The organism is Acinetobacter lwoffii, assembly GCF_024129435.1.
Classification (GTDB): domain Bacteria; phylum Pseudomonadota; class Gammaproteobacteria; order Pseudomonadales; family Moraxellaceae; genus Acinetobacter; species Acinetobacter lwoffii_F.
The window spans coordinates 112,297-127,896 of record NZ_JAMXXN010000003.1 but is presented as its reverse complement, the minus strand read 5'-3'; the positions used below and the strand labels follow the sequence as shown (position 1 = coordinate 127,896).

14 protein-coding genes are annotated in these 15,600 nt (G+C 43.7%); 8 read left to right on the top strand and 6 right to left on the bottom strand.

All coding sequences use genetic code 11. From position 1 onward, the window contains the following. Nucleotides 1-430 precede the first annotated feature (430 nt). On the bottom strand, nucleotides 431-1,261 hold the full coding sequence (locus NI455_RS03075; RefSeq protein WP_004281534.1) for an inositol monophosphatase family protein: 831 nt from the start codon (nucleotides 1,259-1,261) through the stop codon (nucleotides 431-433). 114 nt (nucleotides 1,262-1,375) lie between these two features. Then, the gene (gene dxs / locus NI455_RS03070; protein ID WP_253112357.1) at nucleotides 1,376-3,286 is read right to left on the bottom strand and encodes a 1-deoxy-D-xylulose-5-phosphate synthase; all 1,911 of its coding nucleotides are present in this window, start codon (nucleotides 3,284-3,286) and stop codon (nucleotides 1,376-1,378) included. Nucleotides 3,287-3,595: 309 nt separating this feature from the next. On the opposite strand from dxs, the gene ribA reads away from it, so the two are divergent. Beyond that, nucleotides 3,596-4,198, top strand: a complete 603-nt coding sequence (gene ribA / locus NI455_RS03065; RefSeq protein WP_005094196.1) for a GTP cyclohydrolase II — start codon at nucleotides 3,596-3,598, stop codon at nucleotides 4,196-4,198. A gap of 150 nt (nucleotides 4,199-4,348) precedes the next feature. On the opposite strand, the gene hemN is transcribed toward ribA, so the two are convergent. Next, entirely contained in the window at nucleotides 4,349-5,722 is a 1,374-nt protein-coding gene (hemN, locus tag NI455_RS03060) for an oxygen-independent coproporphyrinogen III oxidase (RefSeq protein WP_253112355.1), read from the bottom strand. A gap of 235 nt (nucleotides 5,723-5,957) precedes the next feature. Between hemN and hemF the strand changes: the two genes are divergently transcribed. The 5 genes from hemF (at nucleotide 5,958) to NI455_RS03035 (ending at nucleotide 10,922) form a co-directional block, all read left to right on the top strand. Further along, nucleotides 5,958-6,914, top strand: a complete 957-nt coding sequence (hemF, locus tag NI455_RS03055) for an oxygen-dependent coproporphyrinogen oxidase (RefSeq protein WP_253112353.1) — start codon at nucleotides 5,958-5,960, stop codon at nucleotides 6,912-6,914. A gap of 134 nt (nucleotides 6,915-7,048) precedes the next feature. After that, nucleotides 7,049-7,255 carry a hypothetical protein gene (locus tag NI455_RS03050; RefSeq protein ID WP_004732323.1) on the top strand — a complete coding sequence of 69 codons (207 nt, stop codon included), beginning with the start codon at nucleotides 7,049-7,051 and terminating at the stop codon, nucleotides 7,253-7,255. A gap of 99 nt (nucleotides 7,256-7,354) precedes the next feature. Continuing rightward, nucleotides 7,355-8,143 carry a shikimate dehydrogenase gene (gene aroE / locus NI455_RS03045; protein WP_253112350.1) on the top strand — a complete coding sequence of 263 codons (789 nt, stop codon included), beginning with the start codon at nucleotides 7,355-7,357 and terminating at the stop codon, nucleotides 8,141-8,143. 398 nt (nucleotides 8,144-8,541) lie between these two features. Then, complete coding sequence (locus NI455_RS03040; protein ID WP_253112348.1) at nucleotides 8,542-10,365, top strand: acyl-CoA dehydrogenase C-terminal domain-containing protein; 1,824 nt, start codon at nucleotides 8,542-8,544, stop codon at nucleotides 10,363-10,365. Between the two features lie 347 nt (nucleotides 10,366-10,712). After that, complete coding sequence (locus NI455_RS03035) at nucleotides 10,713-10,922, top strand: cold-shock protein (protein WP_004281542.1); 210 nt, start codon at nucleotides 10,713-10,715, stop codon at nucleotides 10,920-10,922. Between the two features lie 77 nt (nucleotides 10,923-10,999). Here NI455_RS03035 and NI455_RS03030 read toward each other — a convergent pair whose 3' ends face one another. Continuing rightward, a complete protein-coding gene (locus NI455_RS03030; protein ID WP_253112346.1) occupies nucleotides 11,000-11,599 on the bottom strand; it encodes an HNH endonuclease in 600 nt (199 codons plus the stop codon). Nucleotides 11,600-12,116: 517 nt separating this feature from the next. Then, nucleotides 12,117-13,271, bottom strand: a complete 1,155-nt coding sequence (hemW, locus tag NI455_RS03025) for a radical SAM family heme chaperone HemW (RefSeq protein ID WP_253112344.1) — start codon at nucleotides 13,269-13,271, stop codon at nucleotides 12,117-12,119. Nucleotides 13,272-13,397: 126 nt separating this feature from the next. On the opposite strand from hemW, the gene NI455_RS03020 reads away from it, so the two are divergent. Then, the gene (locus NI455_RS03020; protein WP_005108571.1) at nucleotides 13,398-13,856 is read left to right on the top strand and encodes a DMT family transporter; all 459 of its coding nucleotides are present in this window, start codon (nucleotides 13,398-13,400) and stop codon (nucleotides 13,854-13,856) included. Nucleotides 13,857-13,895: 39 nt separating this feature from the next. After that, on the top strand, nucleotides 13,896-15,254 hold the full coding sequence (locus tag NI455_RS03015) for an MATE family efflux transporter (RefSeq protein ID WP_338149856.1): 1,359 nt from the start codon (nucleotides 13,896-13,898) through the stop codon (nucleotides 15,252-15,254). 42 nt (nucleotides 15,255-15,296) lie between these two features. Here NI455_RS03015 and NI455_RS03010 read toward each other — a convergent pair whose 3' ends face one another. Beyond that, nucleotides 15,297-15,503, bottom strand: coding sequence for a DUF1737 domain-containing protein (locus tag NI455_RS03010; protein ID WP_004281552.1), 207 nt, complete (start codon nucleotides 15,501-15,503; stop codon nucleotides 15,297-15,299). Nucleotides 15,504-15,600 lie beyond the last annotated feature (97 nt).

The window sequence follows — 15,600 nt, the reverse complement described above, 5'->3', positions numbered from 1 at the left end:
GATGTGGATATAACGCACGCATGATTACGGCCGCAAACCTGAAGGAATCGCTTAAGCGATTGGGGCGCGAAGGATATGTCCTCTCTATGGACAGCACGCGCATACAATGATTAGAAGATAGTGTTCAGGTAAAGAACAGAAATTAAGTGCGTGGCGGAATTATAGCAGAATATTCCACAATGTCATTAAGTTTTAAAACTAATTTCCCTTATTCTTAATTTATCTATATATTTCTAATACTTAAAATATAATAAAAAATGTAACAGGCGGTATAAAAAGTCACTTTTCGCCAATTCACCTGATATTTCCAGTATTCAAGCAAACATCAATACCCCTATACCAGTCTCTCGCGACTTAAATTTCCGTGCATAAAAAAGGCATCCCGAAGGACGCCTTTTCTCAATATTAGATCTGATTCATCTAAACCCGATTATTTTGCTGCTTCGCCCCAAGCAGGAACAACTGCTTGCATTAAAGGCTTAAGCATTTTCATTGAACAAGCCAAAACTTGACCATTTTCCATAGAGTCGCTACCACCACGTGCATCAACTACAGTACCGCCTGCTTCTTTCACGATCAATTCGCCAGCTGCGATATCCCAAGGTTTTAAACCAAGTTCAAAATAACCATCGAAACGACCTGCAGCAACATAGGCTAAATCCAATGCTGCAGAACCTGAACGACGATATTGCGCGCCAGCTTCAGTTACGTTTAACAGGGTTTGAAAATGGTTCTTGGCATAAGACACAACTTCGCCATTACGCTTGGCACGATAAGCGTGACCAACAGCCATAAAGGTATTTTCCAGGCTGTCTTTAACATTCACACGAATACGGCGCTGGTTCATCATGGCACCACGACCACGACTCGCAGAGAATAGCTCATCTTTCACCGGGTCATAAATCACCCCGTGTTGAGTAATGCCTTTGTGCTGAACTGCGATAGAGATACAGAAATGCGGGAAACCGTTAATGAAGTTTAAAGTACCATCTAGCGGATCGATCACCCAACACCAATCGGCGTCATGACCTTTACCTTCCTGATAGCCAAACTCTTCACCAAGGAAACTGTGATTTTTATAGCTTTTACGTAGGGTATCGATGGTCAACTGTTCCAAATAACGATCTACACGCGTTACCGGACCATCAATTCCTTTTTCTTCGACTTGTAGATCGAGTTTATGACGATTCTGATGCGCTTTTAAAAGCTCTTGACCAACTAACTGAGCCGCACGCGCAGCCATCACCACCATAGGTTCCATTGAACACCCACTACAAATTTGAAGACACTGATAAAGAATAATGCATAAAAGCCCCGATATCTTAGCAAATATCAGGGCTTTTTTGGGAAAAATGTGTCTAAAATTTTTAAGATATTATGACAAGACGCTTTGTCCGAGGCTGGACCAAGCCTGATTGATCGATTTTTCAATGCCTTGCGCATCCAGACCCGCTTGCTGCAACATCTGTGCATGGGTCGCTTGCGCCATAAACGTATCATCCAGACCCAGATTCAACATCGGTTTCACAATCTGTGCTTCTGCCAAATATTCATTCACAGCACTACCCGCACCGCCCATCACGGCATGTTCTTCTACTGTCACAAACAGACTGGTGCTTGATGCCAGATCATCCAGCATTTGCGTATCAAGAGGTTTGATAAAACGCATGTTCACAACACGCACACCAATCTCATGTTTCACTGCAAAGGCTTCAGCGGCGTCGACTGCGGCCTGTACCCGGCTGCCAAAAGCCAGCACAGAAATATATTCGTCACACTGCGCATTAAAGCTGGCGACAATTTCCGCCTGGCCGATTGGAATTTCAAGCATCTTTTGCTGGATATCCACCCCTAAGCCATTGCCACGTGGATAACGCACAGCTGCCGGCCCAGGATATAAATACGCAGTATGCAGCATTTGACGACATTCATTTTCGTCTTTTGGTGCCATGATCACGATATTCGGAATGGTTCGCATATAGGCATAGTCATAGGCACCGGCATGGGTCGGACCATCTTCACCGACCAGACCAGCACGATCAATACCGAAGGTCACATCCAGATTTTGTAAGGCCACATCGTGTACCAGCTGGTCATAACCACGTTGCAGGAAGGTCGAATAAATTGCCACGACCGGCTTTAAGCCTTCACAGGCCATGCCCGCAGCCAGCGTCACGGCATGCTGCTCTGCAATCGCGACATCGAAAAAACGTTCCGGATATTCTTTGGCAAATTGCACCATACCTGAGCCTTCGCACATGGCCGGTGTAATCGCGAGCAAGCGCGAGTCCTGTGCTGCTTCATCGCAGAGCCACTGTCCAAATACATCCGAATATTTCGGTGCAGTCTTGGCAGCGGTAATGGCATTAAGCTTGCTAATCGCGTGATATTTGATTTGATCCGATTCGGCCGGCGCAAAGCCCTTGCCCTTTTTAGTATAGATATGAATCAGACGTGGGCCTGTACGCTTTTTCAGCGCTTTAAATACATGCACCAGTTGTTTGACATCATGACCATCATAAGGGCCAAAATAGTCAAAGCCGATGGCTTTAAACAGGTTATCTGCGGCATCAGTTGCGGCACAGTGCAAGCGTGAGTTATACAGCCACTCCGGATGCGGCTGTACGTAAGCTTCACCTTCCTCGGTAATATTAACGAATTCACCGCGCTCCCAAATGGCAGCCAGATGTTTGGCAAAACCACCGGTACTGCAAGAAATCGACATATCATTGTCGTTCAGCACAACCATTAGATCAGCACTGTGTGCCACGGCATCATTCAAGGCTTCAAAGGCCATACCCGCCGTCATGGCGCCATCGCCAATAATCGATACCACTTCACATGGCTTGTTCTGGTAGCGACGCGCCAAGGCCATGCCCAGACCAGCAGAAATCGCCGTCGAAGAATGCCCTACCCCAAAGGTATCAAATTCAGATTCTTCACGTGCCGGAAAGGCTGCCAGACCATCTTTGGCCCGGATAGTGGTGAGCTGTTCACGACGACCGGTCAATGCCTTATGCGGATAGGCCTGATGCCCCACATCCCAGATCAGACGGTCATGTGGAGTATTGAAGCAATAGTGCAGAGCCACCGTAAGTTCAATAACACCGAGGTTGGCACCAAAATGTCCACCACTTTGCCCGGCAGCATACAAAATGAATTGACGTAACTCATCTGCCACCTGTACTAGCTGGCTTTGCTCGAGTAAACGTAGTTGCTCAGGATGATTGATCGTATCCAGCAACGGTGTTACAGGGCGTTGAGTAGGGATTTCTGTATACAGCATATTATGGCAAAGCCTTCTAAAGCCTGGCAAATCTAAAGCTAGGTCAATGGGGAGTACCCGATCATATAGCTGAATTGTAGCAGCTTCAATTCAGCTACGCTTCTAGCGATGCAATATTAAACAATGATCTCATCGGGGTGAAAAAATCGCAGGCTACGATTATCCTGAATAATCTTACTATTTATCAACTATTATCGTCTGCTTTCTACAAAAAAGAAAATCTAATACAGAATTTCGACTTTGCAATTCTACCAATGTTCAATCATTACGCTATACTTTAGCCACTTTCAGGATTTAACGGGTTCAGCTGTGCCAATCGAATTTGTCGCAACGTCAAGATTACCTACCGCTCACGGTGAATTTAAAATTACTGTATTTCAAGACCCTAAGACTGGCGAAGAACATGTCGCGCTGTCTAAAGGACTTGAAGAAGTTTCTGACGAGCCAGTCGTGGTTCGTGTACATTCTGAATGTTTAACCGGTGATGCCTTTGCTTCACTGAAATGTGACTGTGGCCCGCAATTGCAGGCGACTTTAAAGCTGATCAATGAGTTAGGTCGCGGGGCGATTCTGTATTTGCGTCAGGAAGGACGCGGTATTGGCCTGACCAACAAGATTCGTGCCTATGCCCTGCAAGATCAGGGACATGATACGGTCGATGCCAATTTAATGCTTAATCTGCCGGCTGATGCACGTCAATATGACATGTGCAGCATTATGCTGGATCATTTGCAGGTCAAAGCGGTACGTCTGGTGACCAACAATCCTTTAAAAATTGAAGCTTTAAAAGCCCAAGGGATTAATGTGGTCGATCGGGTGCCCCTCACCGTCGGCTTAAATCCGTTTAATGAGCAATATCTCAAAACCAAACATGAGCGTATGGCACATCTTTATCAGAAGGATGATTTTTAAATCCTCCCCTTAATAAATCCCTCCAAACCTCCCTTTCTTGCGCTTCGACTTAAAGCAATGCTTAAGTCTTGCTCAGGGGGGCTTTTCCTTCTTTCAAAAAAAGGAGAAAACTCCCTCCTTTCTTAAAGGAGGGTTGGGATGGATTAAGTGTTAAATCGTCATCGAAAAAATCCGGTTCTCCGGCATGCGTCGCTTTAAACGTAAATCAAAAGCCATACAAATATTACGTACAAATGGTTTCCCTTTCTCCAAAATCGTGACTGATGAGTCTGTCATTTGAATCAAACCATCCTGTGCCATTTCTTTAAGCTGTTCCACCACCTGATCGATTTCAGGGAAAAATAGCTCGGGTTTTTCCCATGAGGTACTAAAGCTGCACATCAAATTCAGAATATGCTGACGAATAATCAAATCTTCCTGATTTAAGACATGTCCTTTAAATACCGGAATTTCATTGCGAGCTAAACAGGCATAATATTCTTCAATAGTTTTCACATTCTGGGCAAAGCTGTACCAGCTATCACTGATCGAAGAAATTCCTAAACCGATCATCACTTGAGTTTTAGAGGCGGTGTATCCCATAAAATTGCGGTGTAATGTTCCAGCTTGAAAGGACTGGTACATGCCATCTGTATCTAAAGCAAAATGATCCATGCCAATTTCATGATAGCCATGCGCCAGCAGTTTCTTTTTGGCCGCTTCATAACATTCACGTTTGATTGCATCTTTGGGTACATCAGCATCTTTAAAACCGCGCTGGCCATTGCCTTTAATCCAAGGCACATGTGCATAGCTATATAAAGCCAAACGATCCGGCAGAAGTGAATTGGTTTGCTCAATGGTATTTAAGACATCGTCCAGATGCTGAAAAGGCAGGCCAAACACCAGATCATGCGAAATCGACTCATAGCCAATTTCACGCGCCCATTCGGTTACCTGTTTGACATGTTCATAGGGCTGAATCCGGTGAATGGCTTTTTGCACGGTTTCATTATAATCCTGCACCCCATAACTGACCCGGCGAAAGCCCAGATCATACAAGCCTTGTAAATGCTCACGCGTGGTATTGTTCGGATGCCCTTCAAAACTGAATTCATGCACAGGCGCTATGTCTGCTTTGGCCAAAATACCTTGAATCAGTTGAATCAAATGCTCAACAGAAAAGAAAGTCGGTGTTCCCCCACCCAAATGAATTTCTTTAATGACCGGCTTATCTTTCAGCAACTCACAATACAAATCCCATTCTTTCAGCACTGCCTGAATATAGGGCTGTTCCATTTCATGTTTTTTCGTGACTCGCTTATGACACCCGCAAAAAGTGCACAGGCTTTCGCAAAATGGCAGATGAATATACAGGCTGATGCCTTCACTTTGATTGGATTCAGTAAAGGATTTTTTCAGCGTTTGCTTCCATTGTTCAAGTGAAAACTTCTGCTCTTCCCAATATGGAACGGTCGGATAACTGGTATAGCGGGGACCGGGAACATTATATTTTTGAATCAGGGAATTGACCTGTACCGACATGACACCCACCTACTACCATCGAGAAATGCCCAAACCCATGAGCGCTTGCAAGTTATTGTGCGGAGCTTGAAAAAAGAATTCAACCTAGCCATTTGGTCGGATTTAATACCCCATTCTGTCCATCAATACTCAAATTTAAAGCCTGGTTCAATCCACTACATTGCTAAATAGACCTTAATCTTTGACTGATTTTATGCTTTGATGTAGCTAGTTTTTATTTCCCTACGAGGCTCTGATGCAGCATCCTACATCTGCGGATATTCAACGCGTTCGTGAATTTCTCCTCGACTTGCAGGCACGGATTTGTGCAGCACTGGAACAACAGGAGCGTGCTGGCGGCGGTACGGCCGAATTTATCATTGATGACTGGGAACGTCCTGAAGGTGGTGGTGGCCGTTCGCGTGTCTTGCAAAATGGTACGGTGATTGAAAAAGGCGGGGTGATGTTCTCCCACATCAACATTTCCAAGCTACCTGCTTCTGCGACCGAACGTCATCCTAATATTGCCGGTGCCAAAGCACAGGCCATGGGGGTATCACTGGTCATCCATCCAAAAAATCCGAATGTACCGACTTCACATGCCAACGTGCGTTTATTTGTGGCAGAAAAAGAAGGTCAGGATCCGATCTGGTGGTTTGGTGGCGGTTTTGACCTGACCCCGTTTTATCCGAATGATGAAGATGTATTGTCCTGGCATCAAACGGCGCATGATCTGTGTGCTCCATTTGGCGAAGATGTTTATCCTGAACATAAACAATGGTGTGATCACTATTTTTACCTGAAACATCGTGACGAGCAGCGCGGTGTGGGTGGTTTATTTTTTGACGACCTGAATCAATGGGATTTTGAAACCTGTTTCCAGTATATGCAGGCAGTAGGCAATGGTTACTTAGAAGCCATTCTGCCCATTTTCCAACGCAATCAGGATAAGCCTTATACCGAAGCACAACGCGAGTTTCAGTTATACCGTCGCGGCCGTTATGTAGAATACAATCTGGTTTATGACCGCGGTACCCTATTTGGTTTGCAAACTGGCGGCCGGATTGAATCGATTCTGGTCAGCCTGCCCCCGCTTACCGGATGGTCTTATCGTCCTGAATGGGATGAAGGCTCACCGGAAAAACGTTTAACAGATTACTACCTGAAACCCTATGACTGGTTAACAGAATTAAAATTCAATGCAATGAAATGATACAAACAGCCCTCAAATAGAGGGCTGTTTTAATAGATATATCCTCTATACTGCTGCATAGAAATACCTGATTTGATCGCGGCACCCTATCGCTACATCGATCATATTCCATTTGATGTCTAGTGAGAATAACAATGCATAATCTTCAATTAAATCTACCTGTGTTGGCCTTTTGGCTTTTTCTGGCTCTCGCCATCAGCGCGATGAGTACTGCAATTTTGAGTCATAATCTGATTCTGGATGGCGCCGCTATTCTGGTGAGTATCCTGACTGGGCTTGGGGTTGTTCTCAGTATGGCGCTGATGTTTGCGGAACATATTATGGATATTTGCAGTTCCTAAAACCCTTATAACTTAACAGCAATTTAAAATCGCGCAGGCTTTAGTCCCTGCGCTTTTTCACGTATATTGATGGCCATTTCCGCACATGGACATTGTGAAATGAGCAAACAATTTGCCGTGATTGGTAACCCGATTGAACAATCACGTTCTCCAGAATTGCACCACGCCTTTGCAGCCAAAACCGGGATCAACCTGAATTACACTAAACGTCTGGCGCCACTGGATGGCTTCGAAGCCAACATTCAGGAGTTCTTTAGTAAGGGTGGTAGCGGCATGAATGTCACCGTACCCTTTAAAGAACAAGCTTTTGCCCACTGTCAGGTGCTGAGTGAACGGGCCAAAATTGCCAAAGCCGTGAATACGCTATGGATGGAAAATGGTGTCCTGCATGGCGACAATACCGATGGTCAGGGACTGGTTGAAGCCATCCGTGCCTTGGACTGGCCACTGGAAAATACAGATATTTTAATTATTGGTGCAGGCGGTGCCACGCGTGGTGTGATTTATCCACTCGCCCAAGCAGGTGCGAAAAAAATCGTGATCGCCAATCGTACCTTGGCACGCGCGGAACAACTGGTCGCTGATCTTCAGAATGCCGTACCGCAAGTCGAATTACAGGCAATTTCATTAGACAATTTAGCCGGTGAATTTGATCTGGTGATTAATGCCACCTCTGCTAGCCTCAGTGGTGATGCTTTGGTTTTACCAGAGGCGTTACAGTTTAAACGGGCCTATGAAATGGCCTATGGCAAACCTTCTTCCTTTCTCGATCAAGCCAAAGTACGCGGTGTACCGACATCTGAAGGTTTTGGCATGCTGGTCGGTCAGGCAATTGAATCTTTTTACATCTGGAATGGTATCAAGCCGGATTTAAAAGAGTTTCTTTAAAACCCCTATCTCTCCAATGAGTTCAGTTCGGGTTGCAACTGCAACCCTTTACTCTCCTCCTACTACTTTTTATAAGCTGAAAAACCATGAATTGGTTTTAATGACATTTTAGAATGAGTTATTTTGCGACCTGAATCCGAGCACAATTCATACAAAAATATACTGGACAAATCACCTTTTAACTCATTAAATTCCATTGATATAACAAGTTTTTAATCTTCCTGTAATGTAAACACCTAATGATGAAATTCGATGATTTCATTCATTAGCCTTAAAAATCGATTCGCTTTTCTGACATTTTTATTCACTGAATTCATCAATGTTTTTTTATCCCGAATGTGAATAATCAAAGAATCGATACAGATAATCCAAAACTAATTTCAATCAGGATTAAACGCATGCCAGCATATAAAGCCCCTTTACACGACATTCGCTTCCTTATGAATGAAGTGCTTGACTACCCTGCGCACTACCAGAATTTGTCGAATGGTGAATATGCCGATGCCGACACGGTAGATATGATCTTAGAAGGCGCTGCAGATTTCTGTGAAAATGTACTGTCGCCGTTGAATCAAAGCGGTGATGAAGAAGGCTGTCATTTTGAAAATGGCGAAGTAAAAACACCGAAAGGCTTTAAAGAAGCTTACGACCAGTTCGTACAAGGTGGCTGGCAAGGTCTGTCTTATCCTGAAGAATTTGGTGGCCAAAACCTGCCAATGTCTTTAAACCTGATCAAATCGGAAATGATGGGGACTGCAAACTGGTCCTTCCAGATGTATCCGGGTTTAAGTGTGGGTTGTATCAACACTATCATGCAATATGGTACCGATGAGCAGAAAAACACGTATCTGCCTCACTTAGTTGCAGGAACTTGGGCGGGCACCATGTGTCTGACTGAGCCACAATGTGGTACGGATCTGGGGCAGGTTAAGACCAAAGCAGAGCCGAAAGAAGATGGCAGCTATGCGATTTCAGGCACCAAAATCTTTATTTCTGCAGGTGAGCATGACCTGACTGAAAATATCGTACATATCGTACTGGCACGCCTTCCAGATGCACCGCAAGGTACCAAAGGGATTTCTCTGTTTATCGTACCAAAATTTATTGCTGCGGCAGATGGTGGGATCGGTGAGCGTAATCCAGTGAACTGCGGTTCGATTGAACACAAAATGGGGATTCGCGCTTCAGCAACGGCTGTACTGAATTTTGACAATGCGACTGGCTACCTGATTGGCGAACCGAATAAAGGCTTGCACGCTATGTTCACCTTTATGAACACGGCGCGTATTGGTACTGCGATTCAGGGTACTTGTCATGCTGAACTGTCGTTCCAGGGTGCTTTACCTTATGCTAAAGAACGTATGTCAATGCGTGCCTTGTCTGGCAAAAAAGATCCAGAAAAAGTAGCGGATGCGATCATTCACCATGCTGATGTCCGCCGTATGCTATTGACGCAAAAAGCCATTGCTGAAGGTGGCCGTGCCATGATTTATCATGCAGCAAAAATTACCGACAACATGAATGATGCTTTGCTGCGTGGCGATACTGCAGCATTTGAACAGCATGATGACCATCTTGGGTTCTATACTCCAATCCTGAAAGGCTTCCTGACCGAAATGGGTTATGAGGCATCAAATCACGGTATGCAAGTCTTCGGTGGACATGGCTATATCAAAGAATGGGGCATGGAACAGATCGTACGTGACTCACGTATCTCTACCCTGTATGAAGGCACAACAGGTGTTCAGGCACTGGATCTGATTGGCCGTAAAGTGCTGTTGACATCAAAAGGTAAAGTTATTCGTGATTACACTGCTGAAATCCTGAAATTCTGCGGTCAGCATGCACGTAATAAATATATGCGCCGCTTTGCCTGGGATTTAACCAAGCTCTGTGCACAGTGGAATGCACTAACTGTGCGTATCATGCTGGCTGCACGTAAGGACCGTGACATCGTCTCTTCTGCGTCAGTCGATTTCCTGATGTTCTCCGGTTATGTGATGATGGCGTACTTCTGGGCACAGCAAGCCGCAGTCGCTTCAGCCAAACTGGCTTCTGGCGATGGTGCGGAAGTTCCAGAATTCTATAAAGCAAAAATCAAAACTGCTGATTTCTACTTTGAACGTATCCTGCCACGTACCCAAGGTCACGCAGAAGCGATGGTGAATCCATCTAAAACCATGACGGCACTCGCTCCAGAACACTTTAGCTTTGACTATTAAGTTGTAAATTGAGTTAAAAAGAGCGCTTCGGCGCTCTTTTTATTGACGCAGACGCCCTTGTTTAACTTAAAAAACCTTTCTGGATAGAAAATATACAAATTTAATTTTATATTTTTCAACATCCTAATAAATTAGCCAAATAAAACGCTTGTATATCTCAAAATAAGCGGTATGATAATCCCAACTAGAAAAATTCTTGTTTTGGTTAGTCTTCTTTTAAGTATCGCAGTTTTAGTCATAAACCTTCGTATTACAGATCAAAAAGCTCCATCCTTTTTATTTTTCAAAGTTACAGTTAGTCATCTGAAATTTTGGCTATAAATTCATACGATTCAATAGGTTATATTATGTCTAATACAGTTAACGGTACAGTAAAATGGTTCAACGAAACTAAAGGTTTTGGTTTCATTCAACAAGAATCAGGTCCAGACGTTTTTGCTCATTTCAGCGAAATCACTGGTTCAGGTTTCAAAACTTTAGTTGAAGGCCAAAAGGTTTCTTTCAGCGTAGCTCAAGGTCAAAAAGGCCCGACAGCCGTAAATATCGTTGCTCTATAATTTAGAAGCAAGATATTGAAAAAAGCACTCTTAGAGTGCTTTTTTTGTGCCTATCATTTCTCTCATACCGCTCGCTTTTAAAGATCATTGGGTTGTTCTAAAAACCGGTGTGCTCTATGCCAGGCTAAAAATACCGGATCAGGGGCAAAACGTTTTGGTACGTCGATTCGTTTACCGTGATAAAGTTTTAAATAGGCGTATAAACTCGCATCTTGCTTGGCTTGATTCGCAAGACACACTTTAAGCCCTTTATCTAGCGTGATAAATCCCTGATCGAAAGCTTGATCCAATAAAGAAGATAAACAAATTCCATTACGCGGATTTCTTCTATGTACCTGATTTTCAGACCAAGGTACGATATGAGAAGCCACTAAAAAGGCTTTGGTCTTAATACCAGAGATCGCACATTGATATTGATAATTAAGTTTAACTTGTAAAGCAAATTCCTGGTGTGGCGAACCGCGAACTTTTACATTGGCATATTGATCTTCAACGCTATAATCGAGGATTTCTTGACGTAAATGCGTATCTAACAAAGCATCCTGTTTTTCGCCTATTCCTGCTAATTTAAGTAATCGCCAAAAATCATCTGCTGTGATCTCATTCATGCCATATTGTTGAAAAAAATGTTCCCAAGTATTTCCGCGTGGTTTAAAAGTCCATTGAAAATCTTCCAAATCGGACTGCAGAATAGGATCTATAAAACGTATACCATCGATCACTTCCGCAAAGACCGGTTTGGTTCGGCGTTTTTGATGATTTTGAGGAATGGCAGTAGGTGCAATAATCTTGGCTATACGGCCTGCACCATAAAGATAGAATTGATTTTTAATTTCAGAGGCTTTTTGCGGTCGTCGATATAAAAAGAAATCCCCTTCCCTGACTCGATTATATTTAGACTGATCCCAATGATATTCTTTAAAGTCCCGATCTTCATAAACCAGATGATCACTTTTACTATCAAAAATAAAGAATCAGGTATTAGTTAAATCCAGCTGTTGAAAATCCCATAATGTATCCACCTGCCCACCCTCTAGAAATTATAATATTCATTTAATTTAATCTTTGAATATTCTCAGAAAACTTCTCTTTAAGAAAGCGTCAATCAGACTTTAGGCATTTTATTTAAGGCAATAAAAAACCCCAATAAACTCCTATTAGGGTCTCTTTTAGAACAATGGAGAAATTAAATAATTAAAGAAATTCTTCTAATACCGAATTTAAAAAGATATGTCCCTGTTCGGTACATGAAAGCCGGTCTTGATCATCAACCATTAATTTTCTGTCACGTAAAGAGCTCAGTAACTCCTGTAAAGTATCTAGACTCAAACCGGTACGTTCGGCATAGAGTTTGGCTTCCACACCCTGATTTAAACGTAACGCATTCATCATAAACTCAAAGGGCATGTCAGCATCTTCAATCCGCTTAAACTGCAGATGTTCAGCAGGTACTTTGGCTAAGTAGTCTTTAGGTAAACGGGTTTTCTGGAACCGATACACGCCATCCGGCTGAGTGACTTTGCCGTGTGCTCCGGCACCAATTGCCAGATAATCACCAAACTGCCAGTAATTCAGATTATGCGCTGAAGGCAATTCTTTACGCCAAGCCGAAACTTCATAGTTGATAAAGCCTTGAGCTTTTAAGTAGAGCTCACCCTGCTCCTGAATATCTTCCAATACTTCATCGACAGGCAAAATCGGTTGAGTCCGGAAAAATACCGTATTGGGTTCAATCGTCAGCTGATACCAGGAAATATGGGTTGCGCCCTGCTCCACTGCCAGTTTTAAATCATGCAAAGCCTGTTCTAAAGTCTGTTCAGGCAAACCATGCATCAAGTCGACATTAATCCGCTGAAACCCAGCTTCACGTGCCAGCCCAATGGCAGAAATCGCATCTTCATTGCTGTGAATCCGTCCCAAACGCTTGAGATGCTCGGTATTAAAACTCTGTACCCCAATCGACAGACGGTTAATTCCGGCCTGCAAATAACCGGCAAACGGATCATGTTCGACTGTGCCGGGATTGGCTTCCAGCGTAATCTCACAGCCTCCGGCAAAGGGAATAACGGCTTTGAGCTGATCAAATAACCATTGATAGCCTAGGGCAGAAATCAGTGACGGCGTCCCCCCACCAATAAAGACACTGTGAATCTGCCGGCCTTGGGCAAAATCGACCTGAGTTTTAAAGTCTTCCACCAGTGCTCGTAAATATTCCTGTTCCAATTCCAGTGATAGCTGACCATCTGGAACCGCATGCGAATTGAAGTCACAATAAGGACATTTGCGCACACACCAAGGCATATGAATATATAAGGACAAAGGGACAGCAGCAGGATTCAATTCAGCCAAAGAACTACTCAAAAACGATTACAAGATATAGCGGAATTTTAACATGACTCGGCGGCAACACTGCTAAAATTAAATTTGATCGTGTGATATGCCTAAAAATTTAAATAGAATTAGTCAGTTAAAATTATGAAAATATCTTCTCAACTTATTATTTTACTTCCTTTGGTTTTTGCAATCGGTGTTTTATTGACACTCCAGACCGCAATTAATACACAACTAAAAGAATATTTATATTCTCCTATTCAAGCTGCATTTTTTTCCTTTTTGATTGGTACAATAGTGCTCGCCGTAATCGTACTTTTTCAGTCCAATCCCAAACCCGGTTTACAGGAACTGATGAGTGTTCCCTGGTATTTATGGCTCGGGGGCATCGTGGGTGTATACGCGATTAGCATGAGCATTTATGCAGCGCCCAAACTTGGCTTTCTGGTTCTTAGCGGTCTCATTATTTTTGGTCAGATGGTGATGTCGATGCTGGTCGATCATCTGGGATTATTGGGTAATGAAAAAATGCCGATTAATTGGCAACGTCTTTTAGGCGGCGTGGTAATTTTTATTGGTGTGCTTCTCACTTTACAACGCTAAACCTTCTATTTAAGCACATGATCACGATGAGTAATTTTTGTGTCGAATGTTTCACCAGTCACAACCTTTGGTTTTGAATTAAAAAAACTGTTTCATCTGATGTTACCCATTCTGGTGACCCAATTTTCTCAGGCTGGTCTGGGTCTGATTGATACCATTATGGCCGGTCACCTGTCTGCTACCGATCTTGCCGCGATTGCCGTCGGAGTAGGACTCTGGATTCCGGTGATGCTGCTGTTTAGTGGCATTATGATTGCCACGACGCCTTTGGTTGCTGAGGCCAATGGCGCACGCACACCTGAAAAAATTGCCACCATTGCACGTCAATCGCTTTGGGTTGCCCTGATTCTTGGGGTAATTGCCGGCTTGATTTTGCAACTCTTGCCGGCCACTTTGCCACTTTTAGGTGTACCGGAAAGCTTACAACCTAAAGCCGGTTTATTTCTGCATGCGATTGGTTTTGGTATGCCAGCGGTAACCATGTATGCGGCCTTACGCGGCTATTCTGAAGCGATTGGAAATCCGCGTCCGGTGACCGTGATTAGTTTATTGGCGCTGGTCTTGCTAGTTCCGCTGAACTATATCTTTATGTATGGTATTGGCCCTGTTCCGGCCCTAGGCAGTGCAGGCTGTGGGTTTGCCACGGCGATTTTACAGTGGCTAATGCTCATGACTCTGGCATTGTATATCTTTAAAAATAAGGCCTATCAACGTACCCAGCCTTTTACCCATTGGGAAAAAATCAACCCGGAATGGATGAAGCGCATCTTACAGCTTGGCTTTCCAATCGGATTGGCAATTTTTTTTGAGGTCAGTATTTTCAGTACTGCTGCAATTGTGCTGAGTCCTTTGGGTGAGACCATTGTCGCTGCCCATCAGATTGCTATTTCTGTCACTTCACAACTGTTCATGATTCCCATGTCACTGGCGATTGCCCTGACCATTCGGGTTGGCACCTACTATGGTGAACAGAACTGGCAAGCCATGCGTAAAGTACAATATCTCGGCCTGATTACTGCCACTATTCTGGCGATCCTGACCATGATTCTGCTTTGGGTTTTCCGCAATGAAATCGTAGCACTCTACACCTCAGATCTGATCGTGACCCAAATTGCGGTGTATCTGATTCTGTTTGCCATTGCCTATCAGCTGATGGATGCCTGGCAGATCAGTGCGGCAGGTTGTCTGCGCGGCATGCAGGATACCAAGGGGCCAATGTGGATTACCATGCTGGCTTACTGGGTCATCGCCTTCCCGGTCGGGGTGTATTTGTCCCGCTTTACCGACATGGGCGCCGCCGGTGTCTGGGTTGGCCTGATTGTAGGCCTCAGCGTAGCTTGTATACTTTTATTGGGCCGTTTATATGGCAATAATAAACGCTTAAGTCTAAACAACTAAACACTTTTATTTGATTAATTTAAGCTAGAAAATGCGCTGAGATTAAAGATCCAGCGCATTTTTTAATCCTTGTGGAATCTCAGATTCATCCACTACATCTTTAATCACCACCTGCCCCACAATTACATCCGTACCATTAAAAGTCATGGTGGGTGAACCATATAGCTCATAACCTTCATTTAAGGCACGGGTCACCCGCGCACAAAAATGTACATCATCTTTCCCGGTAAAATATCGATAGACTTTCATTGAATTTTCTTCATTACTATACTCTGTTTATTCTAAGCTTTTAGCTATAAAACAACATTCAGAATTAGTACTCGGTCTTATCTAAAACGATGACGGA